Here is a 26,745-nt window from a genome sequence, read left to right as displayed (position 1 = left end):
TTCACCGGATCAGCTCAAATGATGATTTTATCGACGTTTGTTCGCCGGGAGAGAAAACAGGACTGAGTGGGACAGATGTCGCAAACGCCAATCGAATTCAAAGGTAGCAGTTTTACCCTGTCTGTTGTTCATCTGCACCATCCCGAACCTGAGGTGATCCGCAAGGCGCTTCAGGACAAAATCGATCAGGCACCGGACTTTTTAAAAAACGCGCCGGTGGTGCTTAACGTGGCGGCGCTTAACGGCAACGTCAACTGGAAACAGCTACAGCAGGCTGTCGCCGCGACCGGTTTACGCATCGTCGGGGTCAGCGGCTGTAAAGATGAGGCGCTGAAGCGCATGATCGCGCGCGCCGGTTTGCCGGTGCTGGCAGAGGGTAAAGAGAGTAAAAAGCGCAGCGACGCGCCTGCGCCGGAGGTACAGCCTGCCGCTCCCGTCGAGCCGCTCGCCAGCAAAACGCGTATCATCAATACGCCGGTGCGCTCCGGTCAGCAAATTTATGCGCGCAATGCCGACCTGATTGTGACTAACAGCGTCAGCGCGGGCGCTGAGCTGGTCGCCGACGGCAACATTCATATTTACGGCATGATGCGAGGACGCGCGCTGGCAGGCGCGGGTGGCGATCGCAACAGCCAGATTTTCTGTACCAGCCTGGCAGCAGAGCTGGTCTCTATCGCTGGTGAGTACTGGATCATGGATCAAATCCCGGCGGAATTTTTTGGCAAAGCCGCCCGTCTGTGTCTCACAGAGGGCGCGCTGACCATCCAGACACTTAATTAGGCCCCTTTTCTTCTGTTAAGGAAATCAATATTTATGGCACGCATTATTGTAGTTACATCCGGTAAAGGGGGCGTTGGCAAGACCACGTCAAGCGCGGCCATCGCCACCGGTCTAGCGCAAAAAGGCAAAAAAACGGTCGTTATCGATTTCGATATTGGCCTGCGTAATCTGGATCTGATTATGGGTTGTGAACGCCGCGTCGTTTATGACTTCGTTAACGTAATTCAGGGCGACGCCACGCTGAATCAGGCGTTGATTAAAGACAAGCGCACCGAGATGCTGCATATTCTGCCCGCTTCCCAGACGCGCGATAAAGATGCGCTGACGCGTGAAGGCGTGGAAAAAGTGTTAAACGACCTGGCCGCAATGGATTTCGATTTTATCGTGTGCGACTCGCCGGCAGGCATCGAAACCGGCGCGCTGATGGCGCTCTATTTTGCTGATGAAGCGATCATCACCACGAACCCGGAAGTCTCTTCGGTGCGCGACTCTGACCGCATCCTCGGCATTATCGCCTCTAAGTCGCGTCGCGCCGAAAACAGTCAGGAGCCGGTCAAAGAGCATCTGCTGTTAACCCGTTACAACCCTGGCCGCGTGAACCGTGGCGATATGCTGAGCATGGAAGATGTGCTTGAGATCCTGCGTATTCCGCTGGTGGGCGTGATCCCGGAAGACCAGTCGGTACTGCGCGCCTCTAACCAGGGCGAGCCAGTGATCCTCGACACGAATTCCGATGCCGGCAAAGCCTATGCTGATACCGTTGATCGGTTACTCGGCGAAGAACGTCCCTTCCGCTTTATTGAAGAAGAGAAGAAGGGTTTCCTGAAACGCCTGTTCGGGGGATAAACCATGGCATTACTCGATTTCTTTTTATCCCGGAAGAAGAACACTGCCAACATAGCCAAGGAAAGGCTACAGATTATCGTGGCAGAACGCAGGAGGGGCGACAGTGAGCCCCACTATCTTCCGCAGCTCAAGCGCGACATCCTGGAAGTGATTTGCAAATATGTGAAGATCGATCCAGATATGGTTACCGTTCAGCTGGACCAGAAAGGTGATGATATTTCCATTCTGGAGCTGAACGTTACGCTACCGGAAACAGAAGAAGCGGCCAAATGATCGTCTCTGTTTCCTGATGTTCCCCTGCTGAGCGGCAGGGGAATATTTTTGCTCAGAGCTGAGCCAGAATGGCGTCGATGCGGGTTTTAAACAGATCGCCGCGCCAGCCTGCCAGCAATTCCGGCACGCGCGTTTGCGGTTTCAGCCCCCAGTGCTGGCTTAATACCTGATTGATCTGGCGACGCGATGCCAGCAGTTCCTGACTGAAACCGGTCTCCTGGCTTACCTCCTGCACCAGGGCTTTGATCGCCTTAAACACGGTCTTGTAGTGCGGATGATCGACCAGATTTCCCAGCGGCAACGGCAGCGTCTCTTCCGGCAGCGCCTGCGCCTCAGCCACCAGCGCCAGCAGGGTTTTGCCGTGGAAGCGGATCTCATGGCCCGACAGCCCCAGATGATCCAGCTCTCCCATTGAACCCGGCATAAAGCGCGCCACCTTCCACAGGTTCTCTTCGCGCACCACAAAGTTGACGGCCATATCTTTTTCACGCGCCACGTTGAGACGCCATGCGGCCAGCCGCTGCAACGCCGCCAGCTGACGCGGGCGTAGCTGCCAGGCATTGGTAATATCGCGCCAGGCATCCTGCGGCTGTAGCACGTCAAGGCGACGCTGGCACAGCTGGTCGCACTCGCTAAGCGCCGCCGCCATATTGCCCGCCTCTTCGGTCATGGTCATCAACTGATGGGCAATCGGCAGCAGATAGTGAACGTCAGCGGCGGCATAGTCGCACTGACGCTGCGTCAGCGGACGCGCCAGCCAGTCGGTGCGCGCTTCGCTCTTATCCAGCGTGGTCTGGGTAAAATGCGCCACCATGGCCGCAAATCCCCAGGAGAGCGGCTGGCCGCTAAAAGCCGCCAGAATCTGGGTATCAATCATCGGCTGCGGCAGCACCCCAAAGCGATGCAGAAAGACTTCCAGATCTTCCCCGCCCGCATGCAGGAATTTTTTCACCTGCGTATCGCGCAGCAGCTCGATAAAGGGCGTCCAGTCGCTGATATTCAGCGGATCGATCAGCACCAGCTGTTCGCCATCGAACAGCTGAATCAGCCCCAGCTGCGGATAGTAGGTGCGGGTGCGGACAAATTCGGTATCCAGCGCCACAGCCGCATGCTGGCGAGCCTGCTGGCACAGCGTGGCCAGTTGGTCATTTTGGTCGATCAGGGAATAATTCACGTCTCGTTTTCACCGCAGCACACAACGCGCGGCGCTCCATATCATCGTCAATAAAAACGCCGGTCTGTGCCGGCGTTCAACCAGAATCCTTGCCAGATCTCAGCGGGTGCTGGAGCCGGCCTCGTCACGCAGTTCGCGCCGCAAAATCTTGCCTACGTTGCTTTTAGGCAGCTCGTCGCGAAATTCGATAATCTTCGGAACCTTATAGCCTGTGAGCTGGCGTCGACAGTGGTCGAGCAGCTCCTCTTTTGTCAGGCTGGCGTCCTTTTTCACGATGCAGACTTTCACTGCTTCGCCCGATAAATCGCTGGGCACCCCAATCGCTGCCGCCTCGCGGACTTTGGGATGCTGCATCAGAACATCTTCGATCTCGTTGGGATAGACGTTAAAGCCTGAAACGATGATCATATCTTTTTTGCGATCGACGATGCGGATAAAACCTTGCGGGTCAACGGTAACAATATCGCCGCTGAGGAGCCAGCCATTTTTCAGCACCTCATCGGTGGCGTCGGGGCGCTGCCAGTAGCCTGCCATCACCTGAGGACCGCGGATCCAGAGTTCGCCTGGCTCCCCTGGCGCCGCATCCTTACCCTGGTCGTCAATAACGCGCACATCGGTCGAGGGAACGGGTAAGCCAATGCTGCCGGTATGCTCGGTTATATCATAGGGATTCACCGACACCAGCGGCGAACACTCAGTAAGACCGTACCCTTCCAGCAGATAATGACCGGTTAGTTTTTCCCAGCGCTCTGCAACCGCTTTTTGCACCGCCATGCCGCCCCCTGCCGAAAGGCGCAGCGTAGAAAAATCCAGCTGGTTGAAGTGCGCGTCGTTAAGCAGCGCGTTAAACAGGGTATTGACGCCGGTAATGGCGGTAAACGGGTATTTCGCCAGGGTCTTAACGAAGCCGGGAATGTCGCGCGGATTGGTAATCAGCAGGTTTTGTCCGCCCAGTTCAAAAAACAGCAGGCAATTTACCGTGAGGGCGAAAACGTGATAAAGCGGCAGTGCGGTCACTACAAACTCTTTGCCATCGCGCAGCAGTTTGCCGTAGGTCGCTTTGGTCTGCTCCAGGTTCGCCTGCATATTGCGGTGGGTCAGCATCGCCCCTTTGGCGACGCCCGTGGTGCCGCCGGTATATTGCAGGAAAGCGAGGTCGTCATTGGTCATATCCGGGCGCTGATAGGTCATCTGCGCGCCCTGACTCAGCGCCTGTCTGAACGTCACCGCTCCCGGAAGATGATACTTAGGCACCATCTTTTTAATGTACTTCACCACAAAATTGACCAGCGTCGCCTTTACAGGCTTTAGCTGGTCGCCGAGACGCGTCAGGATGACGTGCCTGACCGCGGTTTCCGCCACGACTTTTTCCAGCGTATGCGCGAAATTAGAGACGATGACGATGGCGCTGGCGCCGCTGTCGTTAAGCTGATGCTTGAGTTCGCGCGGCGTATAGAGCGGATTCACGTTAACCACGATCATGCCCGCGCGCAGCACGCCAAACAGCGCAACCGGATATTGCAGCAAATTGGGCATCATAATCGCCACGCGATCGCCTTTTTTCAGGCCCAGCCCGGACTGAAGCCAGGCGGCAAAAGCGCGGCTTTTTTGCTCAAGCTGGCGGTAGGTCATGGGCTGTTCCATGTTAATAAATGCCGTTTGATCGGCATAGCGCTGAGCGGCCTGCTCAAAAAGATCGACCAGGGAGGTATAGCGATCGGCATTAATCTCGGCGGGCACATCTTCCGGATAGCGTTTCAGCCACACCCTGTTCAAGGATTCACCTCGGTTTCCACGTTGTTGTTCCATTCTTGCTTCACCCCGCCCACTTTTGTAACAATATTTTAACTCATTGTACCAGTTTCGCCGATTCAGCTTAGCGAGGTTGCGAAGCGCATCACTAAATTTCATTCCGCTTATTTGCGGCAATAAAAAGCCCGGTCGCGGCAGGCGCGGCCGGGCCTGAAAAAGCGTAATACTTTATTCCGTCAGGATAGTTTCCACCTGAGCCGGCCCGCTATAGGCGCCCCAGTAGGGGTTCGGTCCCCAGTAGCCCGGATGATGACGCGTCGGGCCATAGTAGATCCAGGGATCTATCGGCTGAGGCGGCGTGTTGACCTGCTGCGTCAGATGCCAGCGCTGGTAGCCGCGTACATCAATAACGACAAAGTTGTAATTCGCCGCGCCGATAACGCCTTTTTCCGTTCCCTTGATGGTCCCCAGCACGGTGACGTACTGGTTATTCACATCGACCGGATCAACAAAGTTATTGATGTCCGCATAGATGCGGCCCACCGAGGCTGCGCCCAGCCGCGGACGCGCGCTGTCATCAAGTGGCTGTGTGGCGATCTCAAGGCGGGTTTTGCCGTTCAGGTTAGTAACCTTAACGACTTTACCGCCGAAGCGAGACTCCTGCCCCACATAGAGCGCGGGATCGTTCATCACGCGCACCAGATCCTGCTGCGGCAGCGCCGTGCTTCCTTTAATCGCATCCGGTACGGTCGCACAGCCGCTAAGCAGCAGCGCGCAGGCTAACAAAACACCGGACACCCTTTTGTGACATACAGACATAGGTATTCTCCTAAAAGATGTTTGTTAGACTCAGGCCGCGGCAATAAGTTGCGACAGGCTCAACGTCCGGGTAATTTTTTCCACGCGACTTCATTGCGTAAATAGGTTGGCTCGGCGTGTTCTGGCTGAACGGTGTCGCCGCGCTGCCACGCCTGCTGCGCCAGCGGCAGCATATCTTCAGCCGCCGGCAGTTCAACGCCGCTCGCGCGCAGCGTCAGAGTATGGCCCTGCTGAAGCTGCGGCCAGGCCTGCCAGCCGGTTCCGGCGGTAAACCATTCGCCTTCCAGCGCCTGCATCCGGGCCAGCGCCGCCTCTGGCGACAGTACGCTTTCGCTGGCTTCGCCCTGCCAGACGCCCTGCTCGTCACGCTGATATTCGGCCCAGTAAACTTCGCCCATGCGGGCGTCAATCGCCGCCAGCACGCGCGTCGCGCCCTGCGAACGGTAAGCGCCCTGCGCCAGCGTCGCCAGCGTCGAGACGCCAATCATCGGCAGCATCGCGCCCAGCGCCAGGCCTTGCGCGATACCAATACCAATACGTACGCCGGTAAAGCTGCCGGGACCGCGACCAAACGCCAGCGCGTCAAGCGCCGTTAGTTCTAGCTGCTGCGCCTGCAACAAAGCTTCAACCAGCGGTAAAATACGCTGCGTATGGTCGCGCGGCGCGATTTCAAAACGGGCATCAATCTGCTGCTGATTGAGCAGCGCGGCTGAACAGGCTTCTGTCGCAGTGTCCAGCGCCAGGATTCGGGAAGACATAACCACCTCTGGTCATTTAAAACGGCGCGCATGTTAGCACAGCCAAAGGAAAATTACTGTTTCGCTTGCTGAGTGAAGGCGATGGCATGGGCCAGATCGCGGGTGCGCGGCGTCGGCGGCAGACTGTTCAGAAACAGCGCGCCATAGGGACGCGACACCAGCCGCTGATCGCAGATCACCAGCACGCCGCGATCGTCTGTATCGCGGATAAGGCGTCCAACGCCCTGCTTCAGGGTAATCACCGCATCCGGCAGCTGAACCTCGCTGAAGGGATCGCCGCCGCGCAGACGACAATCCTCCATACGCGCCTTCAGCAAGGGATCTTCCGGCGAGGTAAAAGGCAGTTTGTCGATAATCACCAGCGAGAGCGCGTCGCCGCGCACGTCCACGCCCTCCCAGAAACTGCTGGTGGCGACCAGCAAGGCGTTGCCTGCCTCGATAAACTGTTTTAACAGCTGACCCTTGCTGGTTTCCCCCTGCACCAGCACCGGCAGCGTCATGCTGGCGCGAAATTCCGCCGCCAGCTCGCGCATCATCAGATGTGAGGTGCAGAGAAAGAAGCAGCGCCCTTTATTGGCGTCGATAAGCGGTTTCATCATGCGCGCCAGCTGACGCGCGCCGCCGGGACGGTTCGGCTCCGGCAGGTTACGCGGCACGCAGAGCAGCGCCTGACGCGCGTAGTCAAACGGGCTGTTCAGGATCAGCGTCTTTGCCTTGCTGACGCCAAGCCGATCGGCAAAGTGGTGCATCTCTTCATTAACGGCCAGCGTGGCAGAGGTAAAGATCCACGCCGCTTTGCGCGCGTCCATCACCTCACGGAATCGCTCAGAGACGGAGAGCGGCGTCAGGGCCAGCGTAAAGTGGCGTGACGAGCACTCATACCAGTAGCTGTAGCCGGGTTCGCTGATGGCGCGCAGCCGCTTGAGTCGCGAGCGATAGAGCGCCGCGCGCTCAAAAGCCGCGTCCAGCAGCGCCGAACGCCCCAGCGACAGTTTGATAACGTCGTAGCAAAGCTCAAGGGCATCATCAAGCAGCGTAAACATACGCTGCACGTTGTTGTCGGTAAAAAGTTCGCGCAGATTGCCGCGATAGCCCGGATCGCCCAGCGTCAGACGAAAATCCTGCGTGCACTGCGCCAGACGGTCGGCGGATTTTTGCAGCTGCTGAACGTCCCGCACCTCAGTGCGGTAGGCGATGGTGATGTCTTTCGCCAGATCGAGCAGCTGACGGCTGGAGAGCTGCTGGCCAAAATACTGGCTGGCGATGTCGGGGATCTGGTGCGCCTCATCGAAAATCATTACGTCCGCTTCCGGGATAAGCTCGGCAAAGCCGCTCTCTTTCACCACCAGATCGGCGAGAAACAGATGGTGGTTAACCACTACGACATCAGCGTCCATGGCGCGCTTACGCGCCTTAACCACAAAGCAATCTTTATAGAGAGGACAGTCGCTGCCCAGACAGTTGTCGTTGGTGCTGGTCACCAGCGGCCAGATGGGGCTGTCTTCCGTCACGCCGCCGCAGCTGCTGATGTCGCCGTCAACGGTTTGCGACGACCAGCCGCGCAGGGTGACTAAATCACCCAGCGCCTGAGCGTTAAGATCGCCGCCCGCCATGGACTGCTGCTCAAGTCGCTCAAGGCAAAGGTAGTTAGAGCGCCCCTTCAGTAAGGCCGTTTTGCCGGTGAAGTTGAGCGCCTTCGCAATGGTAGGCAGATCGCGGCCGTACAGCTGATCCTGAAGCGCTTTCGAGCCGGTTGACACAATCACTTTCTTTTTGGCGCGCAGCGCCGGGGCAAGATAGGCGTAGGTTTTCCCCGTGCCGGTTCCCGCTTCTACCACCAGCTCACCGCTGACCTTAACGGCCTCTTCCACCGCCTGCGCCATTTCGCGCTGCGCCTCGCGCGGCTTAAAGCCCGCAATCGCCTGCGCCAGCGCGCCATCTAATGCAAAATCGTCCGCCACACTTCCTCACCCGTTTCGGCAAAAACACTGTAATTATGTCAGTATTCCGTCGGCCGCTCCACAACAGATGACAGTACGCCCCGGCTTATGCCAGGCTATCGGCTGGAATAGTAAGGAGAAACCATGTCCATTACCCGTATCGACCCTGAGCATCGCATGTCTGAAGCCGTTATTCACAACGACACCGTTTATTACACCAGCGTGCCGGAAAATCTCGACGCCGACGCCGAGGCGCAAACCGCCAACGCGCTGGCCGTCATTGATGCCCTGCTGGCGCGCGTCGGTTCAGATAAGAGTAAGATTCTTGACGCAACCATTTTTCTGGTCGAAAAAGCGGATTTCGCCGCGATGAACCGCGCATGGGATGCGTGGGTGTCGCCCGGCAATGCGCCGGTGCGCTGTACCGTTCAGGCCGGGCTGATGAATCCGAAGTACAAAGTCGAAATCAAAATCATCGCAGCGCTGTAAGCGCCGCGCCGGGCGTCAGGCTTCGTCCTCGTCATCTTCGAAGCGCGCCCGGATCTGCTCGCCCTGATGCGTCTGGCGAATCTCCTGCGCAACCTGCGCAATCGCCTGTCCGCTGGACATGCCGCCAGCCATCAGCTCCTGAATGCGCTCAACCGCCTGCTGCTGCTGTTCATGAGAAAGTGCCGGTAAACCTGTAAACATAAATCCCTCCTGATTGCGAAGCAGACATTATTCCATGCGGAACAAACAGGTGCCAGCCGGGAAAAAATATGCCAGGCTAATGCCCTTTGATGTCCTATTTTTGCCGGATAATGGTCTCAACGCTTAGCTTACCCTATACGCAGGATGCGCTGATCGCGCGTTTCGCCCCGCTTTCTCACTTGCCGTGGGCAATGCTGCTCACCTCCGGCAACGCCGACCATGCGGATAATCGCTTCGATATTCTCACCGCCGATCCGCGCGTCACCCTGACCACCCAGGGCGATGTAACTGCTATCGAGGCGGATAAAAGCGTCACGCTTGCCGCTGAGGATCCGCTGCGGCTGTTGCAGCAGCAGTGCGACGCGCTGGGGATTCGCCCCGCTTATCGTGAAGATCTGCCCTTTCAGGGCGGCGCGCTCGGCCTGTTCGGCTACGATCTTGGCCGCCGCTTCGAAACCCTGCCGCAGCAGGCCATCAGCGACCTTGCGACGCCAGATATGGCGGTCGGCATTTACGACTGGGCGTTGATTGCCGATCATCATTTGCAGCGCCTGACGCTGGTTTCGCTGGGCGACGCGCAGGCGCGGCTGAACTGGTTAATGCAGTGGCCGACGCGCGACAGCGAGCCTTTTTCGCTCACCAGCGGCTGGCGATCTAACCTCAACTATAGCGACTATGCTGCGCGCTTTCAGGCGGTGCAGGAGTATATCCAGGCTGGCGACTGCTATCAGGTCAACCTGGCGCAACGCTTTCAGGCGACGTATCAGGGCGATGAGTGGCAGGCCTTCTGCCGTCTCAACCGCGCCAACCGCGCCCCCTTCAGCGCCTTTTTACGCCTGCCGCGCAGCGCCATCCTCAGCCTGTCGCCAGAGCGCTTCCTGTCGCTCAGGGGCGATGAGATTGAAACCCGCCCCATTAAAGGCACCCGACCCCGCTCCGCCGATGCCGGGCTGGATCGACGCGAAGCCCTGGCGCTGGCGCAGTCAGAGAAAGATCGCGCCGAAAATCTGATGATTGTGGATTTACTGCGCAACGATATTGGCCGCGTGGCCGCGCCGGGTTCGGTCAGCGTGCCGGAGCTGTTCCGCGTCGAGCCGTTCCCGGCGGTACATCATCTGGTCAGCACCATACGCGCCCGTCTGCCGGCATCGCTCCATGCCAGCGACCTGCTGCGCGCCTGCTTCCCTGGCGGTTCCATTACCGGCGCGCCCAAAATTCGGGCGATGGAGATCATCGAGGAGCTGGAGCCGCATCGCCGAAATGCCTGGTGCGGCAGTATCGGCTATCTCAGCCTGTGCGGACGCATGGACACCAGCATTACCATTCGCACCCTGATTGCCGAACAGCAGCAGCTCTTTTGCGCCGCAGGCGGCGGCGTCGTGGCGGACAGCGAGCTGGACGCCGAATATCAGGAAACCCTGCATAAGGTCAGCCGTATATTGCCTGCGCTCTCAGGAGACGTCAGATGAATCCGCTCTCGCTTGAGGCGTTTATCACCCGTTTTATCCTGCAACAGCCGGAGCGCTCCTCGCTGCCTCCCGCAGGGCGTCAGGCCGCCGTGCTGGTGCCGGTTGTGGCAAGGGAGACCCCAGGACTGCTGCTGACGCGCCGTTCGCGCGAACTGCGAAAGCACGCCGGTCAGGTGGCTTTTCCCGGCGGGATGCAGGATGCCAGCGATGCCTCTCTGGTTGCGACCGCGCTGCGGGAAGCGCATGAAGAGGTGGGCATCGCGCCTGACGAGGTAAAGGTGATCGGCCAGCTCGCGCCCGTTACCAGCAGCACCGGTTTTCGCGTGACGCCGGTCGTCGGCATTATCTCTCCTGATATAAAGCTTCAGATTAACCCTGACGAAGTGGAAAGCGCGTTTGAAATGCCGCTGGAAGAGGCGCTGCGGCTGAATCGCTATGCCTCGCTGGAGATCCATCGCGCCGGTCAGCGCCATCCGGTATGGCTTTCTATTTATCAGGAATATCTGGTCTGGGGCATGACGGCCGGTATTATTCGTTCCCTTAGTCAGCAAATCGCGTACCAGCGCCCGTTTTTCTACGAATCGTAGACCGAAAATACCCTTCGCGTCCTGCAGCTTAAGATAACTATTTCTCGCCTGAATGATTAGTTTATTTCATGCGAAAAGGCGCTCATTTCCCCTGACCGGCGATTACTATTAGCGCCATAAACTGCCCCGGCAGAAATAAAAAATTTTTTTGTGAGGAGTGTCGCCTGTGATTAGCGTTTTTGACATGTTCAAAGTGGGCATCGGCCCGTCGAGTTCCCATACCGTGGGACCGATGAAAGCAGGGAAAGAGTTTGTCGACCTGCTGATTGAACAGGGAAAACTTCAGGACGTGACGCGTATCGCGGTGGATGTCTACGGCTCGCTGTCGCTGACCGGCAAGGGCCACCATACCGACATCGCCATTATTATGGGGCTGTCTGGCGCCTCCCCGGCCACCGTAGACATCGACAGCATTCCCGCTTTTATCCAGGATGTCGAGCAGCGCGAACGGCTACTGCTGGCGAACGGCGCGCACGAAGTTGACTTTCCCCGCGAAGGCGGCATGGTGTTTCGCAGCGAGAATCTGTCGCTGCATGAAAACGGCATGCGCCTGCTCGCTTTTGCCGGCGACCTGCTGATACTGAGCAAAACCTATTACTCTGTCGGCGGCGGGTTTATCGTTGACGAAGAGCACTTTGGTCAGTCCGCGCTGAATGAGGTGAGCGTGCCCTGGCCTTTCCACTCGGCGAAAGAGCTGCTGGCCCACTGCCGCGAAACCGGTCTCTCGCTTTCCGGCCTGGTGATGAAAAACGAGCTGGCGCTGCACTCGCGTGAAGCCATCCGCGACTATTTTACCGACGTCTGGCAAACCATGCAGGCCTGCATCGATCGCGGTCTTAATACGGAAGGCGTGCTGCCTGGCCCGCTGCGGGTGCCGCGCCGCGCCGCATCGCTGCGTCGTCTGCTGACCTCATCGTCTAAACACTCTAACGATCCGATGAACGTGATCGACTGGGTCAATATGTTCGCGCTGGCGGTCAACGAAGAGAACGCCGCAGGCGGCCGCGTCGTTACCGCGCCGACCAACGGCGCCTGCGGCATCGTGCCGGCGGTGCTCGCCTATTACGATCACTTTATCGAAACCGTGACGCCGGATATTTTCACCCGCTATTTCCTCGCTTCGGGCGCGATTGGCATCCTCTATAAAATGAACGCATCGATTTCCGGCGCAGAAGTCGGCTGTCAGGGCGAAGTCGGCGTGGCCTGCTCAATGGCGGCCGCCGGACTGGCCGAACTGCTCGGCGGCAGTCCGGAGCAGGTTTGCGTCGCCGCGGAAATTGGCATGGAACATAACCTCGGCCTGACCTGCGATCCGGTTGCCGGTCAGGTACAGGTGCCGTGCATTGAGCGAAATGCCATCGCCTCAGTGAAAGCGATTAATGCGGCTCGTATGGCGCTGCGCCGCACCAGCGAACCGCGCGTCTCGCTCGATAAGGTCATCGAGACGATGTATGAAACCGGTAAAGACATGAATGCCAAATACCGTGAGACTTCACGCGGCGGCCTGGCGATTAAAGTTCAGTGTGACTGATATTCCGGCCCCTTTTTTATCAGGCGATAAAGGTGAAAGCGGTTTCGGCCCTACCTCAACGCCCGGAATCACGCTAGAGTGAGTTGACGCGACCTTTCAGGTCGCGTCGTTTTTTCAGTGCCGCTTTTTTATGAAGCACCGCTAAAAATTACAGGCGACGTGCCGATAACACCCCTGTTATCCTGGCTTCACTTTAGTATCTGGAAGGTGGTTACTGATGCTTTTGGCCCAGCAATATGTTGGACAGTTTCGCCGTAAGCGACTGCTTATCGCCCTGGTGATCGCCGCTGTGGTTTTGATGCTGACGCTGGCTTTTCGTTTTATTGAAGAGAAGTCGCGTATTGAACAACAATCCCTGGATTTTGCCGATAAAGCTATCCAGCGCTTTGACCGCATGTTTTCGCCGCTCGACGTCTCAGCGAACAATACGCTCGGCCTGGTCGGGGTGCCCTGCCAGGACGTGCGCTTTCCGCTGATTGAGAAAATCTCCGCGCTGCAAACCGTTCGCGCCGTGCTGCTGGTGGACAAGGATACTATTTACTGTTCGAGCATTTACGGTCCCCGCGCGATCCCTTTTAGTCAGACCTACCCTGAACTGGCGATTAATAATCAGCGCATGATGCTGGCGACCGACAATTATCTGCTGAAGGGTTCGCCGATTTTGCTGTTGTGGACGCCGAAATCCCTGGACAACCGCTCTGGCATTTTGCAGGTGATCAATATTGAGCTGATGAGCACCTATCTGCTTGAGCCTCAGCTTCCCTGGGTAGAGCGCGCTATTTTTAACGTTGGCGGGGAGAGCCTGGAGTATGGCAATCCGCTTATTGAGCTGACCCTCCCCTCTGAAGATGAGGTCAGCTACGATCAGGCTTCGCTGCGCTATCCCTATACCATCACGCTTTACGGCCCTTCGCCCTCGCGTCTGGCGCTGGCCACGCTGCCGGCGCAGCTGCCGCTGGCGTTGCTGCTGAGCCTGCTGATTGGCTATATCGTCTGGCTGGCTACCGCAAACCGCATGAGTCTGAGCTGGCAGATCAGCTATGGCATCACCGCCAATGAGTTTATGGTCTATTGCCAGCCGCTGATCAATGCCAAAAGCGGCGACTGCGACGGTATCGAACTGCTGCTGCGCTGGCATAATGCGCGTCAGGGCTGGATCCCGCCCGATGTCTTTATCCCGCTGGCGGAACGGCAAAATCTTATCGCGCCGCTCACGCGTTTCGTGATTGATAAAGCGGTGGCGCAGCTGCCTCATTTGCCGCGCTGCGCGTCGTTTCATATCGCCATCAACGTCGCGGCCAGCCACTTTCGCAATCGCGCCATCGTCGACGATCTGCAACAGCTATGGTGGCCTGCCAATCCGCTGCCGAAGCTGGTGGTGGAACTGACGGAGCGCGACGCCCTGCCGGTGGTGGATCAGAATGTTATTTCACAGCTGCACAGCATCGGCGTACAGCTGGCGATTGACGACTTTGGCACCGGCCACAGCTCACTCTCCTATCTGAAAGATTTGCAGCCTGACGTTCTGAAGATTGACAAGATTTTCACGGCGGCGATCGGCACCGACGCCATCAATTCCACGGTCACGGATATGGTGATTTCGCTGGCGCAGCGCCTGAATATCAGTCTGGTGGCTGAAGGCGTCGAAACCGCTGAGCAGGCCGCCTATCTGCGCGAGCGCGGCGTGGATCTGCTTCAGGGCTATTTCTATGCGCGCCCTATGCCGATTGAAGATTTTCCCGCCTGGCTGTCGCAGCATCAGGCGCAGCTGACGGAAAATGTCTGAACCTGAATTAACGGACCGAGGTCAGCCGCACCGGGTCCGCTTGCGCAGCGCGCCGACCCGACAGGGGCGCGCTGCTGAATAAGATACGCTTCTGCCCAGATCAGGCAGACACGCAGCGCGGCAACCGCGCTGGTGTTATCCTCTGCAAAATAAAACGGCGCCTGAGCGCCGTTCTGGATTACTGCCCCTCTTCCTCATCTTCGTGCGGCTTATCCCTGGTGACGCGCACCAGGTCGACCCGGTAATCGGTCGCCTGCAAAATGGTAAAGTGCAGCGGCGGCAGATCAATCACCTCGCCCGGCAGCGGCAGCTGCCCTTTTTGACCAATCAGCAAGCCGGCCAGCGAGGCGTGGTCCTCCTGGGGATCCACCAGATCGTTGACGTCAAACAGCTGCTGGAGCGAATGCAGATCAGTGCCTCCTTTTACAATCCAGCCGTCGCCGTCGGCGATAATATCCGGCGTTTCATCCTCATCCGGGAACTCGCCGGCAATGGCTTCCAGCACGTCCAGCGGCGTAATTAATCCCTGCACCACGCCGAACTCGTTGCTGACGATAACAAAGCTGCCTTTAGCGCGACGCAACACGCCAAGCAGATTAATCGGGTCCAGCGTTTCCGGGATCACAATGGCCGGCGAGCTGGCGGCAAAGGTCGCCACATCCATGCCGTGCTCAATCGCCACCAGCAACTCTTTAGCGCGCACCACGCCGATAATCTCATCCAGCTCGCCGCGACACACCGGGAAAAGGCTGTGCGGGGTATCCAGCAGCTGAATACGGATTTCATCCAGCGGACGCTCCGCATCGACCCAGGAGATTTCGCCGCGCGGCGTCATAATGCTGCGAATAGAGCGCGACGCCAGGGTCAGCACGCCATTGATCATATAGCGCTCTTCATCCTTAAAGGCTTCCTGCGGCATCGCAACTGCCAGCGGCGACTCTTCGCTAGTGGCTGGCTGCGCCGCACGCTGACGTCCGCCCATCAGGCGCAAAATAGCCTCGGCGGTACGCTCGCGCATCGGACGATGCGCCTGATGACGCATAAAGTTGCGCCGCGCAATCTGGTTAAACAGCTCGATCAGAATAGAGAAGCCGATTGCCGCATAGAGATAGCCTTTCGGGATATGGAAACCGAAGCCTTCCGCCACCAGCGACAGACCGATCATCAGCAGGAAGCTGAGGCACAGCACCACAACGGTCGGGTGCGCGTTAACAAAATTGGTCAACGGCTTCGAGGCCAGCAGCATCACGCCCATCGCAATCACCACCGCCGTCATCATCACCGGCAGATGGTTAACCATACCCACCGCCGTAATCACCGCATCAAGCGAAAACACCGCGTCCAGCACCACAATCTGCGTCACCACCGCCCAGAAACTGGCATAGCTGCGATTGCCCGACTGCTCATGCGGCCGGTTTTCCAGCCTCTCATGCAGTTCCATGGTTGCCTTGAACAGCAGGAAAAGTCCGCCAAGCAGTAAAATCAAATCACGGCCTGAAAAGCTAAAGTCGCCTACGCTAAATAACGGACGCGTGAGCGTGACCATCCATGAAATCAGCGACAGCAGACCCAGACGCATTACCAGCGCCAGCGACAGGCCGATCAGGCGCGCTTTATCACGCTGCTTCGGCGGCAACTTGTCGGCCAGGATGGCGATAAACACCAGGTTATCGATGCCGAGGACAATTTCCAGCACAACAAGCGTTAATAAACCGGCCCAGATTGAGGGGTCGAAGAGAAATTCCATCATTGACTCCAGAATGAGAGACAGATTGAACGATATCGTGCCAGCGTCTGCGGACGTGACAGAAAGGCAATCGGGTGAACTACAGATACGCGTTCAGGCGTGAGAGAAGGCGCGCAGGCGCGCATCAAAGTGGTTAAGCGACGTCGGTGACGATCCATAAAGGTGGGCTGAAACCCGTTACTCCTGAGTAATAAACAGATCGCTAATGTATCAGGCGGAAAAAATACGTCAAAAAATTTTCTTTCATTTACAAATGATTCAGGCTCCAGGGCGTATTAAAAAACCTTGTCGCCGCAGAGCGACCGTCCGATAGCTGACAACCGTCACATAATTTATTTTTTCGCGCACTAAAATAAATCGCGACTTACCGGTTCATGCAGGACGTCCAACAATGACCTGTTATTAAGATGATTTAACTACGCTTGTCAGGGGATAACCGTAGCGATAACTCATAACGGTTCGTCGACTCCAGACGAATCTCATTAGCGAACGGAGGTAGCAAGTGACCATTGCGATAGTAATTGGTACACACGGCTGGGCAGCCGAGCAACTGCTTAAAACCGCAGAGATGCTGTTAGGCGAGCAGGAAAACGTAGGATGGATTGATTTCGTGCCCGGCGAAAATGCAGAAACGCTCATTGAAAAATATCAGGCTCAGCTGGAAAAGCTGGATACGTCGAAAGGCGTGCTGTTTTTGGTGGACACCTGGGGAGGCAGCCCTTTCAACGCCGCCAGCCGCGTGGTGCTGGATAAAGAAAATTACGATGTTATCGCCGGGGTTAACATTCCCATGCTGGTGGAAACCCTGATGGCGCGCGACGACGATCCCGCGTTTGCCGAACTGGTGGGTATCGCCGTCGAAACCGGACGCGAAGGCGTGAAAGCGCAAAAAACGCAGCTGGACGCGCCAGTCGCCGCGCCGGTAGCGAAGGCAGCGCCGACGCAGGCCCAGCCGCTGGCGCCGGGCGAACATATGAAGATCGGTCTGGCGCGCATTGACGACCGATTGATCCACGGCCAGGTGGCGACGCGCTGGACGAAAGAGACCAACGTCACGCGTATTATCGTCGTCAGCGACGAGGTGGCCAAAGATCAGGTGCGCAAAACCCTGCTGACCCAGGTCGCGCCGCCTGGCGTCACGGCTCATGTGGTTGACGTCGATAAAATGGTGCGCGTCTGGAATAACCCCAAATACGGTCGCGACCGCGTCATGCTGCTGTTCACCAATCCCACCGACGTACTGCGCATTGTCGAACAAGGCGTAGAGATTAAGTCAGTCAATATCGGCGGTATGGCATTTCGTCAGGGAAAAACCCAGGTGAACAATGCCGTGTCGGTCGATGAAAAAGATATTGCCGCGTTCCGCAAGCTTAACGAACGCAATATTGAGCTGGAAGTCCGTAAGGTTTCCAACGATCCAAAACTGAAAATGATGGACCTGATTGCGAAGGTCAACGCGTAAACCGCCGCCAGCTGCGCCTGCGGGCCAGTTAACGCTATCCTGCTGAGGAGAAGGGATATGATGGAAATAACCTCGCTACAAATCATCCTGATATTTATCGTGGCCTGTATTGCGGGTATGGGTTCGATTCTGGATGAGTTTCAGTTTCACCGACCGCTGGTCGCCTGTACCCTGATCGGCGCCGTGCTCGGCGATATGAAAACCGGCATTATCATCGGCGGTACGCTGGAGATGATCGCGCTGGGCTGGATGAATATCGGCGCAGCCGTCGCCCCCGATGCGGCCCTCGCCTCGATTATCTCAACCATTCTGGTTATCGCGGGCGGTCAGAGCGTCGGCGCAGGTATCGCGCTGGCCATTCCGCTGGCGGCCGCGGGCCAGGTGCTGACGATTATCGTGCGTACTATCACCGTGGCTTTCCAGCATGCCGCCGACAAGGCCGCAGAGAAAGGCAATCTGACCGCTATCTCATGGATCCACGTTTCGGCGCTGGTATTGCAGGCGATGCGTATCGCTATCCCGGCGCTGATTGTGGCGATTTCGGTGGGCACCAGCGCCGTTCACACCCTGCTCAGCTCAATTCCGGAAGTGGTTACCAACGGTCTGAATATCGCTGGCGGCATGATTGTAGTGGTCGGTTACGCAATGGTCATCAATATGATGCGCGCAGGCTATCTGATGCCGTTCTTCTACCTGGGTTTCGTCACGGCCGCCTTTACCAGCTTTAACCTGGTGGCGCTGGGTGTCATTGGCATCGTAATGGCGGTGCTCTATATCCAGCTTGCGCCGAAATATAACCGCGTTGCAGGCGCGCCTGCGGCGGGCCCGGCCAACAACGATCTCGACAACGAACTTGACTAAGGAACAGGTGACTAACATGGTTGATACAACGACAATGCATAAGAAACTGACCTCTGGCGACGTGCGCGCCGTGTTTCTGCGGTCGAACCTGTTCCAGGGTTCCTGGAACTTCGAACGTATGCAGGCGCTGGGTTTCTGCTTTTCCATGGTGCCGGTGATCCGCCGCCTCTATCCCGAAAACAACGAAGCGCGGAAGCAGGCCATCAAACGCCATCTTGAGTTCTTTAACACCCATCCTTACGTCGCCGCGCCGGTGCTGGGCGTGACGATGGCCATGGAAGAACAGCGCGCCAACGGCGCGGAGATTGATGACGGCGCGATCAACGGCATCAAAGTTGGTCTGATGGGGCCGCTGGCGGGCGTTGGCGACCCCATTTTCTGGGGAACGGTGCGTCCGGTATTCGCCGCGCTCGGCGCAGGCATCGCCATGAGCGGCAGCCTGCTGGGACCGCTGTTGTTCTTTATCCTGTTCAACCTTGCGCGCCTGCTGACGCGCTATTACGGCGTGGCCTACGGCTATCGAAAAGGCATTGATATCGTTAGCGATATGGGCGGCGGCTTCCTGCAAAAACTGACCGAGGGAGCATCGATTCTGGGTCTGTTTGTTATGGGCGCGCTGGTTAACAAGTGGACGCACGTCAATATTCCGCTGGTGGTGTCGCGTATTACCGACCAGACGGGAAAAACCACGGTAACCACGGTACAGACGATTCTCGATCAGCTAATGCCGGGCATTGTGCCGCTGCTGCTGACCTTTGCCTGTATGTGGCTGCTGCGCCGCAAGGTCAACGCGCTGTGGATCATCGTGGGCTTTTTCGTGATTGGCATTTTCGGCTACTGGATCGGCGTGCTTGGTCTGTAGTTATCTCGCCGGGCGGTTCGCGCCCGGCTCTCTCCCTTCCCGCCGCAACGTCTGAGGAGATGGTGATGACACTAACGGACGGACTCATCGCGCTCTGCATTGCCGCACTGCTGCTGTTTGCGCTCTATGACGAGGCGATCCTGCCGCGCCGCAAAGGTCCGACGCGCCTGCGCGTGGCGCTTCGACGCAGACACAAAATCGACAGTCTGATATTTATCGGCCTGCTGGGGATTTTACTCTGGAATAACGTGACGCATCAGGGCGAGCAGCTGACTACAACGCTGCTGATGGTGCTCTGTTTTCTTGCCTTCTGGCTGTTCTGGCTGCGCCGCCCAACCCTGCTGATGAAGGATAAAGGGCTGTTCTATGCGGGAGTCTGGGTCGCCTATGAGCGTATTCAGAGCATGAATCTCTCGGAAGACGGCATTCTGGTTATGCAGCTTGAGCAGCGTCGCCTGCTGATCGCCGTGCAGCAGCTCGACGATCTGGAGCGCATTTATACCACGCTGGTGGAGGCGCGCTAGCGGCGTCGCCACAGGGTCAGACGAAAATCGGCGTCACATTCAAACACTTTTGACGCCTGTAGTTCACCCCATACCGAGGGCCTGGCGCGCCAGGCGAAGGGCGTCATCTGTAGCAGCGTTGCGGCCGACTCGCCGCTCAAAGACATGGCGTAACGCAGCGACTGCTGGGTCTCTTCGCTAAAGCCGTCATAATGCTTCTCCTCTGGCGCATGGAGCTGCACTTCGCGGTAGATAAGCGCTTTAAACTGTTGCAGATGGTGCGCGCCCGGCGTCACGGTCAGCAGCACACCGCCAGGCTTAATGACGCGCGTTAACTCCGCTTCGTTACAGGGGGCGTAAATACGCACCACCGCATCCAGCGAGGCGTCGGCAAACGGCAGGCGCTGGCTGGACGCCACGCAAAACTGCACGTCAGGGTAGCGTTTAGCCGCCAGGCGAATGGCATTTTTCGCGATATCAAGCCCGTAGACCTGCGCGCTCGCCGCGCTAAGCGCCGAGGTGTAATAGCCTTCGCCACAGCCAATATCCAGCAGCGCGCCCGCATTCGGCAACCGGTCGCGCAGCAGCGCCACCACGCCGTCCCGCAGCGGCTGGTAATAACCTGCCTGCAAAAACTCACGTCGCGCCTGCATCATCTCTGCGCTGTCGCCTGGCTCGCGCGAGCCTTTATGCTGAACGGGCAGCAGATTGATATAGCCCTCTTTCGCCTGATCGAACTGATGGCGGTTTTCACAGCGCCAGCTGCGGTTTTCAGGCTGCAAAGGCAGATGGCACAGGGGACAGGTCAGCGACATACAAACTCCATTAACAAGACGCGCCGCAGTGTACTCCGTTCACTGCCTTATCGAAAGCGCAAAGAAAAGCCCCGGTCGCAGACCGGGGCTTTACAGGATTCGTTTTCAGTGGTGCATGGCACCGAGCTGGCACGAAATCAGATAGCGGTTACGTTGACAGCAGCCGGGCCTTTCTGGCCGTCCTGAATTTCGAACTCAACGCTTTGGCCTTCGGCCAGGGTTTTGAAACCGTTGCCCTGAATAGCAGAGAAGTGTACGAACACGTCTTTGCTACCGTCAGCAGGAGTAATAAAACCAAAACCTTTAGACTCGTTGAACCACTTAACCTGACCTTTAATCTTTGCCATTTTGCAAATTCCTTAGAGTGTTTATTTTGCCCGGAGGCAGACCTACAGAGAAACCAGAGACGTTACTGAATGAGGCACTAATTAAGGTTCGGCAAGGAAGCGGTATTCAACGTCAACGTTTTTACTCGTAACTTCTTTACTGAAGATGCCATACATAAACAGAACTGTACCTCGTTTGACCCACGAATTGTTATCACATATCCGCAAATTAATGGCAAGGCATTTTTAATCGACGATCGATGTGCTGCACAAAATTTGCGAAACAGCGACATGCTTTGTTCTTTCTGGTTCATAAGATAACCAGCCATAGACCCAAAAGCATTATCCATCAACTTACCGCTGATAGATCTTACTATAGCGGATAGCCGCTTCTTCGTCCAACCTTACTCCAGATAACAGCTTAATTTAAAGATAAATTATTGCATTAATATGGCATAAATTTTTTTAAGCGAAACTCTAAAACTAAAAACGGCGCCAGCATTTTTCTCCTGTTGACGCCTTTCCATCATTTTCTCTGGTACGGATAAAAATCTCTTTTGCACCACAATCTGGAAAATAGATTCAGAGGTTGCCCCAATTAAAAGCAGAGCGACACTTATCCTTTATTACCTTTTCTTCTTTGATCCAGAATAAATGTGCTGTTGAAACTGCAATCATGCTTCAGAGATTATGCTGAAGCTTTAGGATTTTTCCTGGTCTATATTGCGCAAACTGCGCCCTTCGCCAATTTTCCAGGGAGCGAAACGGCCATTGTCTTCGCCACTACGCGCAATGGCGCGACTTAATTCAACCGGCGGCTCATCAAGCGATTCATCCGCCAGTTCAAAGACGCCCCAGTGAACAGGAATGGTCAGAGGTTGTCCCATAAGCCGCCATAATGATACGGCGTGATCGGGGTCCATATGACTACTTTGCATGAACCATTTTGGTGCATAGGCGCCTGTGGGCAACGCTGCCAGGTTAAACGGACCAAGCCGCCGTGGGATTTCCGCCAGGTTTTCAGAGAAACCGCTGTCGCCGGAAAACCAGAAATTGACGGCCTCGCTGCGTATCACCCAGCCGCACCACAATGAGCGATTACGATCCTTCAGGGTGCGCATACTCCAGTGGCGAGCCGGTACGGCAGTGAGCGTCAGATCGTTTTCCCGCTGAGACTGCCACCAGTCAAGGGGATAAACGTGCCGAGCGCCGCGTCGCCTGAACCAGGTTTCCAGCCCTAACGGCACCAGAAAGGTCACTTCGGGAAACCTTTGGATAATACGTTTTACCGTGGTCAGATCGAGGTGGTCATAGTGGTTATGGGAGATCAGTACGTAGTCGAGCCGCGGTAGCTGAGAGATGCGCAGCGGAGCGGGCGTTTTACGTTTGGGTCCGGCAAAAGGCAGCGGCGAGGCGCGCAGAGAAAGCGCCGGATCGATCAGCAGGTAGCGTTGATTCAGGCGCAGCAGCATCGCCGCATGCCCCAGCCACCACACCCGGTCGTCGTCGCCGGAGAGATCGGCCGACTGAAACCAGTTTGCCTTAAAAGCCTCATAGCCATTCTGAGGCGGAAACGGCAGCCCCTGGGCTTTACGCTCTTTACGCCAGCGATCGAGATCGCCCGGCTGGCGCGGATCGGGTTCCAGATTGCAGAAGCCTTCAGGTGTATGATGCGCCTTACTGGCGTCGTACCAGGGGTTTTTCCAGGCCATATCGCCTCCTTGCTGGGTCAGGCTATTAACGTTCCGGTATCAGGCGAATAAAATCACGCGCCTCTTCGGGTTGCTGCGTCTCCTGCGTCGCGCTCTGGCTCTCGACCAGTTTACGCAGCAGCGCATTCTGTTTTTTCTGCTCTTCCAGCAGCAGGTTCAACAGCTCAATCTGTTCGCTGGCGCGCACGCTGGCCCGGTTAACAAAAAACCAGACAATAAACGCCACAATAATAGTAATAGCCAGTACGCCATAACTGAACAGCGGACCAGAGGTTGCGGCTAACTCGTTCATAACTGCCTCAAAATCGAAAAGATAACGCCTCGATTCTACCTGTTGCCTGAGTCGCTGACCAGGCTGTTAACCTGAATGCAGATTTCCCTGAATGCTTCGCTTTAGGCAATCTCTGATCGATTCAGCAGACAAAGCAAGGCAAGCTGTTAATATTATGGGCGGCAGCAAACTTTGGATAGCTGCGTTATGTATCACATGGAGACAAAATGAAACTGTTTATCCGGGCGATCGTTCTGCTCGCCGTTATCTGGGTCGCTATGCTGTTTACCGGCTACGGCGTACTGACTGGCAGCAGTAAAAATGCCGCGGGTCTGGGTCTGCAATGTAGCTACCTGACCGCGCGCGGGGTGATTACCGCGCAGTATCTGCATACCGATAGCGGTGTGATTGGCGTGACGGATTGTCCCCTGCTCAAGAAGAGCGGCGAGGTGATCGATAACTAAAGACAAGCGGGCTGCGCCCGCTTTTTTTATTAAAAGGCGTAGTGGTGATAGCCCATCTCTGCGGAGAGCGTGCGCGCTGCGCGATGCAGCATGGCGACATAGTCGCTTTTCGCCTCTTCGGAAAAACGAATGGTCGGAAAAGAGATACTCAGCCCCGCGATAACGACGCCGAAACGATCAAAAACAGGCACGGCAATGCAGCGTAACCCCTCTTCCTGCTCTTCGTTATCTTCGCCGAAGCCCTGTAGTTTCACCTGATCCAGCACCTCAATCAGCGCCTCGCTGGACACGATGGTATTCGCGGTGCTGCGCTTAAACTCCACATCCTTCAGAATATCCCTGACCTCTGCGCGGTCGCGCCACGCCAGCAGCACCTTGCCGATGGCCGTGGTGTGCAGCGGATTGCGGCGTCCGATACGCGAATACATGCGCAGATTGTAGAGCGAATCGATTTTATGGATGTAAACAATGCTGTCCTCTTCCAGCGCGCCAAGGTGAATCGTCTCTTTGGTCAGCCGGGAGAGTTCGCGCATCTGCACATCGGCGCTGCGAATAAGATCGACGTTCTGCAACGCCTTTGCTCCCAGCTCAAACAGTTTCAGCGTCAGGGAATACTTTTCGCTCTCGCCTTCCTGGGTAACGTATCCCAGCGCCTTCATGGTTTGCAGAAAGCGATAGACGGTGCTTTTTGACATCATGACGCGCTGCGCCAGTTCGGTAATACCGTGATCGCGCTCTTCGCCAAGCGCCTGGAGAATGCCGAATACCTTCATAACGGAAGAAACGGCATCGGGTTGTTTGTCATTTTCACTGGCGGCCATCACGCACCCTTTTTTTAAAAACGTTTTAATAAAATCGGAACAGACAGCCAATATAGCGCTTCCCTGCGTACTGCACCATTGCCTGTCGCTGGCGTGAGAGGTTAAAAAACATTTTTGCAGTAAAAACGGTGCGTTTTAGCAGCAAATTCATTAGCATGGTGATATTCACCCTCTTTACCAGTCGTCTTATGTCCCCGACCCAATATCAGGATGGTATTCCCGTCCCACAGCGTTACGGCGCAATTTTCACTATCGCGCTGGGAATTATGATGGCGGTGCTGGATGGCGCTATTGCTAACGTGGCGCTGCCCACCATTGCCCGTGAACTTCAGGCCAGCCCCGCGCAGTCCGTCTGGATTGTCAATGCTTACCAGATTGCTATTGTCGCCTCGCTGCTGTCGCTCTCTTTTCTCGGCGATATGCTCGGCTATCGACGCGTCTATCAGGTCGGGCTGGGGCTGTTTATTCTTACCTCCGTGTTTTGCGCCCTCTCCTCTTCGCTCTCGATGCTGACGCTGGCGCGCGTGCTTCAGGGCTTTGGCGGCGCAGCGCTGATGAGCGTCAATACGGCGCTGATTCGCATCATCTATCCGCAGCGGCATCTGGGGCGCGGCATGGCGATTAACTCTCTGGTGGTCGCGGTATCCAGCGCGGCGGGCCCCACGGTAGCCGCGGCTATTCTGTCGATTGCCAGCTGGAAATGGCTGTTTCTGATCAACGTGCCGCTGGGAATAATCGCGCTGTGGCTGGCGCTGCGCTTCCTGCCGGATAACACGCAGAAATCGAAAGCGCAGAAATTCGATGTGCCAAGCGCGCTGATGAATGCGCTGTTTTTCGGGCTGCTGATCTATACGCTAACCGGTTTCTCTCAGGGCCAGCCTCTGACGCTGGTCATGGGCGAAACGGCGGTGTTAATTGTCGCCGGCTGGTTTTTTGTTCGTCGCCAGCAGCGTATGGCGGTGCCGCTGCTGCCTGTGGATTTGCTGCGCATTCCCCTGTTCAGCCTGTCTATCTGCACCTCGGTTTGCTCGTTCTGCGCGCAGATGCTGGCGATGGTTTCCCTGCCCTTTTTCCTGCAAAACGTACTGGGCCGGGACGAAGTCGCCACCGGTTTGCTGCTGACGCCCTGGCCGCTGGCGACCATGGTGCTGGCTCCGATTGCGGGACGGCTGATTGAGCATATCCACGCCGGTCTGCTCGGCGGGCTGGGACTGGCGCTGTTTGCCGCTGGGCTCTTTTTGCTGGCGCTGCTGCCTGCTCAGCCGCAGGACTGGGATATTATCTGGCGCATGGCGCTGTGCGGCGCCGGATTCGGCCTGTTTCAGTCACCCAATAATCACACCATTATCTCCTCCGCGCCGCGCAATCGCAGCGGCGGCGCCAGCGGGATGCTGGGTACGGCGCGCCTGCTGGGCCAGAGCAGCGGCGCGGCGCTGGTCGCCCTGATGTTTAATATGTTCGATCAGAGCGGCACGCACGCCTCGCTGATTCTGGCGGGCCTGTTCTCCAGCATTGCCGCGCTGTTCAGCCTGTCGCGCCTGTCGCAGAAGCGCGCCATTGTGCAGTAATAAAAAAGGCGACTCCGGAGAGTCGCCTTTTTATCTGACGGGTCGTTACTTCAGGTACTGGCCGCTGCGCAGCGCTTCGATACGCTTATCCAGCGGCGGATGCGACATAAAGAGTTCGCTCAGCGACTTGCTTTTGCCGTTGATGCAGAACGCCATCATGCTGCTCGGCTCCTGCGGTTCATAGCTGGTTTTCAGACGCTGCAACGCGGCGATCATCTTTTCGCGGCCCACCAGTTTTGCCGATCCGGCGTCGGCGTGAAACTCACGATGGCGTGAAAACCACATGGTGATGATACTGGCCAGAATACCAAACACCAGCTCCAGCACCGTTGCCACCGCAAAGTAGACCAGCGGGTTGCCGTTGCTGTTCTCTTCGCCATCGCGGTTGCCCGACAGGAAGCCAGAGGCAACCTGAGCGATAATGCGCGAGATAAAGATAACAAAGGTGTTCACAATACCCTGAATCAGCGTCATGGTTACCATGTCGCCATTGGCGATATGCGCGATTTCGTGGGCTAACACGGCTTCGGCTTCATCGCGACTCATGTTTTGCAAAAGCCCCGTGGAGACGGCGACCAGCGAAGCATCGCGGCGCGCGCCGGTGGCAAAGGCGTTGATGTCGGGCGCATGGTAGATGGCGACCTGCGGCATGGCGATACCCGCCTGCTGCGCCTGCTGACCCACGGTCTGCATCAGCCAGCGTTCCGTTTCATTACGGGGTTGTTCAATCACCTCACCGCCGACCGAACGCAGTGCCATCCACTTCGACATCAGCAGTGAAACAAACGCACCGCCAAAGCCAAACAGACCTGCCATAATCATCAGGCCCTGAACACTGCTTGACCGGATCCCTGTCAGGCTGAGAATCAGCCCGAAAACCAACATCACAGCTAAGTTGGTCAACAGGAAAAGAGCAATACGCATCATA

General features: G+C 56.8%; 28 protein-coding genes. 14 read left to right on the top strand and 14 right to left on the bottom strand.

Going from position 1 to position 26,745, the window contains the following annotated elements; genetic code table 11:
- Nucleotides 1-75: 75 nt before the first annotated feature.
- From minC to minE, 3 genes are read left to right on the top strand one after another with little or no spacing between them, the layout of a single operon-like run.
- Entirely contained in the window at nt 76-780 is a 705-nt protein-coding gene (gene minC / locus BBB56_RS06955) for a septum site-determining protein MinC (protein WP_123800118.1), read from the top strand.
- A 33-nt stretch (nt 781-813) separates the two neighbouring features.
- Complete coding sequence (gene minD, locus BBB56_RS06950) at nt 814-1,626, top strand: septum site-determining protein MinD (RefSeq protein ID WP_033746633.1); 813 nt, start codon at nt 814-816, stop codon at nt 1,624-1,626.
- A gap of 3 nt (nt 1,627-1,629) precedes the next feature.
- Complete coding sequence (gene minE / locus BBB56_RS06945) at nt 1,630-1,899, top strand: cell division topological specificity factor MinE (protein WP_033746630.1); 270 nt, start codon at nt 1,630-1,632, stop codon at nt 1,897-1,899.
- Between the two features lie 52 nt (nt 1,900-1,951).
- Here the strand turns inward: minE and rnd are convergent, their stop codons facing one another.
- The 5 genes from rnd to yoaA form a co-directional block, all read right to left on the bottom strand.
- The gene (gene rnd, locus BBB56_RS06940; protein WP_123800116.1) at nt 1,952-3,073 is read right to left on the bottom strand and encodes a ribonuclease D; all 1,122 of its coding nucleotides are present in this window, start codon (nt 3,071-3,073) and stop codon (nt 1,952-1,954) included.
- A 99-nt stretch (nt 3,074-3,172) separates the two neighbouring features.
- Nucleotides 3,173-4,849, bottom strand: a complete 1,677-nt coding sequence (gene fadD, locus BBB56_RS06935) for a long-chain-fatty-acid--CoA ligase FadD (protein WP_123800114.1) — start codon at nt 4,847-4,849, stop codon at nt 3,173-3,175.
- 204 nt (nt 4,850-5,053) lie between these two features.
- Nucleotides 5,054-5,644, bottom strand: coding sequence for a Slp family lipoprotein (locus tag BBB56_RS06930; protein WP_123800112.1), 591 nt, complete (start codon nt 5,642-5,644; stop codon nt 5,054-5,056).
- Nucleotides 5,645-5,703: 59 nt separating this feature from the next.
- Nucleotides 5,704-6,402, bottom strand: coding sequence for a tRNA (adenosine(37)-N6)-threonylcarbamoyltransferase complex dimerization subunit type 1 TsaB (gene tsaB, locus BBB56_RS06925; protein ID WP_123800110.1), 699 nt, complete (start codon nt 6,400-6,402; stop codon nt 5,704-5,706).
- A 53-nt stretch (nt 6,403-6,455) separates the two neighbouring features.
- On the bottom strand, nt 6,456-8,363 hold the full coding sequence (yoaA, locus tag BBB56_RS06920) for a DNA repair helicase YoaA (protein ID WP_123800108.1): 1,908 nt from the start codon (nt 8,361-8,363) through the stop codon (nt 6,456-6,458).
- A 123-nt stretch (nt 8,364-8,486) separates the two neighbouring features.
- On the opposite strand from yoaA, the gene BBB56_RS06915 reads away from it, so the two are divergent.
- Nucleotides 8,487-8,831, top strand: a complete 345-nt coding sequence (locus tag BBB56_RS06915) for a RidA family protein (RefSeq protein WP_123800106.1) — start codon at nt 8,487-8,489, stop codon at nt 8,829-8,831.
- 15 nt (nt 8,832-8,846) lie between these two features.
- On the opposite strand, the gene BBB56_RS06910 is transcribed toward BBB56_RS06915, so the two are convergent.
- The gene (locus BBB56_RS06910) at nt 8,847-9,032 is read right to left on the bottom strand and encodes a YoaH family protein (RefSeq protein WP_123800104.1); all 186 of its coding nucleotides are present in this window, start codon (nt 9,030-9,032) and stop codon (nt 8,847-8,849) included.
- A gap of 107 nt (nt 9,033-9,139) precedes the next feature.
- Between BBB56_RS06910 and pabB the strand changes: the two genes are divergently transcribed.
- The 4 genes from pabB (at nt 9,140) to pdeD (ending at nt 14,405) form a co-directional block, all read left to right on the top strand.
- Entirely contained in the window at nt 9,140-10,501 is a 1,362-nt protein-coding gene (gene pabB / locus BBB56_RS06905) for an aminodeoxychorismate synthase component 1 (protein ID WP_123800359.1), read from the top strand.
- Nucleotides 10,498-11,088, top strand: a complete 591-nt coding sequence (locus BBB56_RS06900; protein ID WP_123800102.1) for a CoA pyrophosphatase — start codon at nt 10,498-10,500, stop codon at nt 11,086-11,088. The genes pabB and BBB56_RS06900 overlap by 4 nt, the downstream gene beginning before the upstream one ends.
- A gap of 166 nt (nt 11,089-11,254) precedes the next feature.
- Nucleotides 11,255-12,619, top strand: coding sequence for an L-serine ammonia-lyase (locus BBB56_RS06895; RefSeq protein WP_123800100.1), 1,365 nt, complete (start codon nt 11,255-11,257; stop codon nt 12,617-12,619).
- A gap of 217 nt (nt 12,620-12,836) precedes the next feature.
- Nucleotides 12,837-14,405: a cyclic di-3',5'-guanosine monophosphate phosphodiesterase PdeD gene (gene pdeD, locus BBB56_RS06890; RefSeq protein WP_123800098.1), complete on the top strand. Its 1,569-nt coding sequence runs from the start codon at nt 12,837-12,839 to the stop codon at nt 14,403-14,405.
- Between the two features lie 178 nt (nt 14,406-14,583).
- Here pdeD and BBB56_RS06885 read toward each other — a convergent pair whose 3' ends face one another.
- Nucleotides 14,584-16,152, bottom strand: coding sequence for a TerC family protein (locus tag BBB56_RS06885; RefSeq protein WP_123800358.1), 1,569 nt, complete (start codon nt 16,150-16,152; stop codon nt 14,584-14,586).
- Between the two features lie 502 nt (nt 16,153-16,654).
- Between BBB56_RS06885 and manX the strand changes: the two genes are divergently transcribed.
- The 4 genes from manX (at nt 16,655) to BBB56_RS06865 (ending at nt 19,861) form a co-directional block, all read left to right on the top strand.
- On the top strand, nt 16,655-17,614 hold the full coding sequence (manX, locus tag BBB56_RS06880; protein WP_123800096.1) for a PTS mannose transporter subunit IIAB: 960 nt from the start codon (nt 16,655-16,657) through the stop codon (nt 17,612-17,614).
- A gap of 60 nt (nt 17,615-17,674) precedes the next feature.
- Nucleotides 17,675-18,475 (top strand): PTS mannose/fructose/sorbose transporter subunit IIC, encoded by an 801-nt coding sequence (locus tag BBB56_RS06875; RefSeq protein WP_123800357.1) that lies wholly within the window; start codon nt 17,675-17,677, stop codon nt 18,473-18,475.
- A 16-nt stretch (nt 18,476-18,491) separates the two neighbouring features.
- A complete protein-coding gene (locus BBB56_RS06870) occupies nt 18,492-19,337 on the top strand; it encodes a PTS mannose transporter subunit IID (RefSeq protein WP_123800094.1) in 846 nt (281 codons plus the stop codon).
- 65 nt (nt 19,338-19,402) lie between these two features.
- Nucleotides 19,403-19,861: a DUF986 family protein gene (locus BBB56_RS06865; protein WP_123800093.1), complete on the top strand. Its 459-nt coding sequence runs from the start codon at nt 19,403-19,405 to the stop codon at nt 19,859-19,861.
- Here BBB56_RS06865 and rlmA read toward each other — a convergent pair.
- The 5 genes from rlmA to BBB56_RS06840 form a co-directional block, all read right to left on the bottom strand.
- A complete protein-coding gene (gene rlmA / locus BBB56_RS06860) occupies nt 19,858-20,655 on the bottom strand; it encodes a 23S rRNA (guanine(745)-N(1))-methyltransferase (protein ID WP_123800091.1) in 798 nt (265 codons plus the stop codon). The genes BBB56_RS06865 and rlmA overlap by 4 nt on opposite strands.
- 137 nt (nt 20,656-20,792) lie before the next feature.
- Complete coding sequence (gene cspE, locus BBB56_RS06855) at nt 20,793-21,002, bottom strand: transcription antiterminator/RNA stability regulator CspE (protein WP_003852684.1); 210 nt, start codon at nt 21,000-21,002, stop codon at nt 20,793-20,795.
- 81 nt (nt 21,003-21,083) lie between these two features.
- The gene (locus BBB56_RS23715; protein WP_370661853.1) at nt 21,084-21,158 is read right to left on the bottom strand and encodes a DUF2627 domain-containing protein; all 75 of its coding nucleotides are present in this window, start codon (nt 21,156-21,158) and stop codon (nt 21,084-21,086) included.
- Nucleotides 21,159-21,682: 524 nt separating this feature from the next.
- Nucleotides 21,683-22,693: an MBL fold metallo-hydrolase gene (locus tag BBB56_RS06845; protein ID WP_123800089.1), complete on the bottom strand. Its 1,011-nt coding sequence runs from the start codon at nt 22,691-22,693 to the stop codon at nt 21,683-21,685.
- 25 nt (nt 22,694-22,718) lie between these two features.
- Nucleotides 22,719-22,985 (bottom strand): YebO family protein, encoded by a 267-nt coding sequence (locus BBB56_RS06840; protein WP_123800087.1) that lies wholly within the window; start codon nt 22,983-22,985, stop codon nt 22,719-22,721.
- Between the two features lie 206 nt (nt 22,986-23,191).
- Here BBB56_RS06840 and BBB56_RS06835 point away from each other — a divergent pair, with 206 nt between their 5' ends.
- Nucleotides 23,192-23,428, top strand: a complete 237-nt coding sequence (locus BBB56_RS06835; protein ID WP_123800085.1) for a YobH family protein — start codon at nt 23,192-23,194, stop codon at nt 23,426-23,428.
- Between the two features lie 29 nt (nt 23,429-23,457).
- On the opposite strand, the gene kdgR is transcribed toward BBB56_RS06835, so the two are convergent.
- Nucleotides 23,458-24,249, bottom strand: a complete 792-nt coding sequence (gene kdgR / locus BBB56_RS06830; RefSeq protein WP_123800083.1) for a DNA-binding transcriptional regulator KdgR — start codon at nt 24,247-24,249, stop codon at nt 23,458-23,460.
- Between the two features lie 188 nt (nt 24,250-24,437).
- Here kdgR and BBB56_RS06825 point away from each other — a divergent pair, with 188 nt between their 5' ends.
- Complete coding sequence (locus tag BBB56_RS06825; RefSeq protein ID WP_123800081.1) at nt 24,438-25,817, top strand: MFS transporter; 1,380 nt, start codon at nt 24,438-24,440, stop codon at nt 25,815-25,817.
- Nucleotides 25,818-25,862: 45 nt separating this feature from the next.
- Here the strand turns inward: BBB56_RS06825 and htpX are convergent, their stop codons facing one another.
- Entirely contained in the window at nt 25,863-26,744 is an 882-nt protein-coding gene (htpX, locus tag BBB56_RS06820) for a protease HtpX (RefSeq protein ID WP_123800079.1), read from the bottom strand.
- Nucleotide 26,745: the final 1 nt, after the last annotated feature.

The sequence above is a fragment of the Candidatus Pantoea deserta genome, assembly GCF_003813865.1.
GTDB lineage: Bacteria > Pseudomonadota > Gammaproteobacteria > Enterobacterales > Enterobacteriaceae > Pantoea > Pantoea deserta.
The sequence above is the reverse complement of the archived record's forward strand: the minus strand, read 5'-3'. Positions and strand labels throughout refer to the sequence as shown.

Excerpts from the sequence above, each read along its gene's own strand:
- minC (WP_123800118.1), top strand. The coding sequence starts at position 76 with ATGTCGCAAACGCCAATCGAATTCAAAGGTAGCAGTTTTACCCTGTCT.
- minD (WP_033746633.1), top strand. The coding sequence starts at position 814 with ATGGCACGCATTATTGTAGTTACATCCGGTAAAGGGGGCGTTGGCAAG.
- minE (WP_033746630.1), top strand. The coding sequence starts at position 1,630 with ATGGCATTACTCGATTTCTTTTTATCCCGGAAGAAGAACACTGCCAAC.
- BBB56_RS06930 (WP_123800112.1), bottom strand. The coding sequence starts at position 5,644 with ATGTCTGTATGTCACAAAAGGGTGTCCGGTGTTTTGTTAGCCTGCGCG.
- tsaB (WP_123800110.1), bottom strand. The coding sequence starts at position 6,402 with ATGTCTTCCCGAATCCTGGCGCTGGACACTGCGACAGAAGCCTGTTCA.
- BBB56_RS06915 (WP_123800106.1), top strand. The coding sequence starts at position 8,487 with ATGTCCATTACCCGTATCGACCCTGAGCATCGCATGTCTGAAGCCGTT.
- BBB56_RS06910 (WP_123800104.1), bottom strand. The coding sequence starts at position 9,032 with ATGTTTACAGGTTTACCGGCACTTTCTCATGAACAGCAGCAGCAGGCG.
- BBB56_RS06900 (WP_123800102.1), top strand. The coding sequence starts at position 10,498 with ATGAATCCGCTCTCGCTTGAGGCGTTTATCACCCGTTTTATCCTGCAA.
- pdeD (WP_123800098.1), top strand. The coding sequence starts at position 12,837 with ATGCTTTTGGCCCAGCAATATGTTGGACAGTTTCGCCGTAAGCGACTG.
- BBB56_RS06885 (WP_123800358.1), bottom strand. The coding sequence starts at position 16,152 with ATGGAATTTCTCTTCGACCCCTCAATCTGGGCCGGTTTATTAACGCTT.
- BBB56_RS06875 (WP_123800357.1), top strand. The coding sequence starts at position 17,675 with ATGGAAATAACCTCGCTACAAATCATCCTGATATTTATCGTGGCCTGT.
- BBB56_RS06870 (WP_123800094.1), top strand. The coding sequence starts at position 18,492 with ATGGTTGATACAACGACAATGCATAAGAAACTGACCTCTGGCGACGTG.
- BBB56_RS06865 (WP_123800093.1), top strand. The coding sequence starts at position 19,403 with ATGACACTAACGGACGGACTCATCGCGCTCTGCATTGCCGCACTGCTG.
- rlmA (WP_123800091.1), bottom strand. The coding sequence starts at position 20,655 with ATGTCGCTGACCTGTCCCCTGTGCCATCTGCCTTTGCAGCCTGAAAAC.
- cspE (WP_003852684.1), bottom strand. The coding sequence starts at position 21,002 with ATGGCAAAGATTAAAGGTCAGGTTAAGTGGTTCAACGAGTCTAAAGGT.
- BBB56_RS06845 (WP_123800089.1), bottom strand. The coding sequence starts at position 22,693 with ATGGCCTGGAAAAACCCCTGGTACGACGCCAGTAAGGCGCATCATACA.
- BBB56_RS06840 (WP_123800087.1), bottom strand. The coding sequence starts at position 22,985 with ATGAACGAGTTAGCCGCAACCTCTGGTCCGCTGTTCAGTTATGGCGTA.
- BBB56_RS06835 (WP_123800085.1), top strand. The coding sequence starts at position 23,192 with ATGAAACTGTTTATCCGGGCGATCGTTCTGCTCGCCGTTATCTGGGTC.
- kdgR (WP_123800083.1), bottom strand. The coding sequence starts at position 24,249 with ATGGCCGCCAGTGAAAATGACAAACAACCCGATGCCGTTTCTTCCGTT.
- BBB56_RS06825 (WP_123800081.1), top strand. The coding sequence starts at position 24,438 with ATGTCCCCGACCCAATATCAGGATGGTATTCCCGTCCCACAGCGTTAC.
- htpX (WP_123800079.1), bottom strand. The coding sequence starts at position 26,744 with ATGATGCGTATTGCTCTTTTCCTGTTGACCAACTTAGCTGTGATGTTG.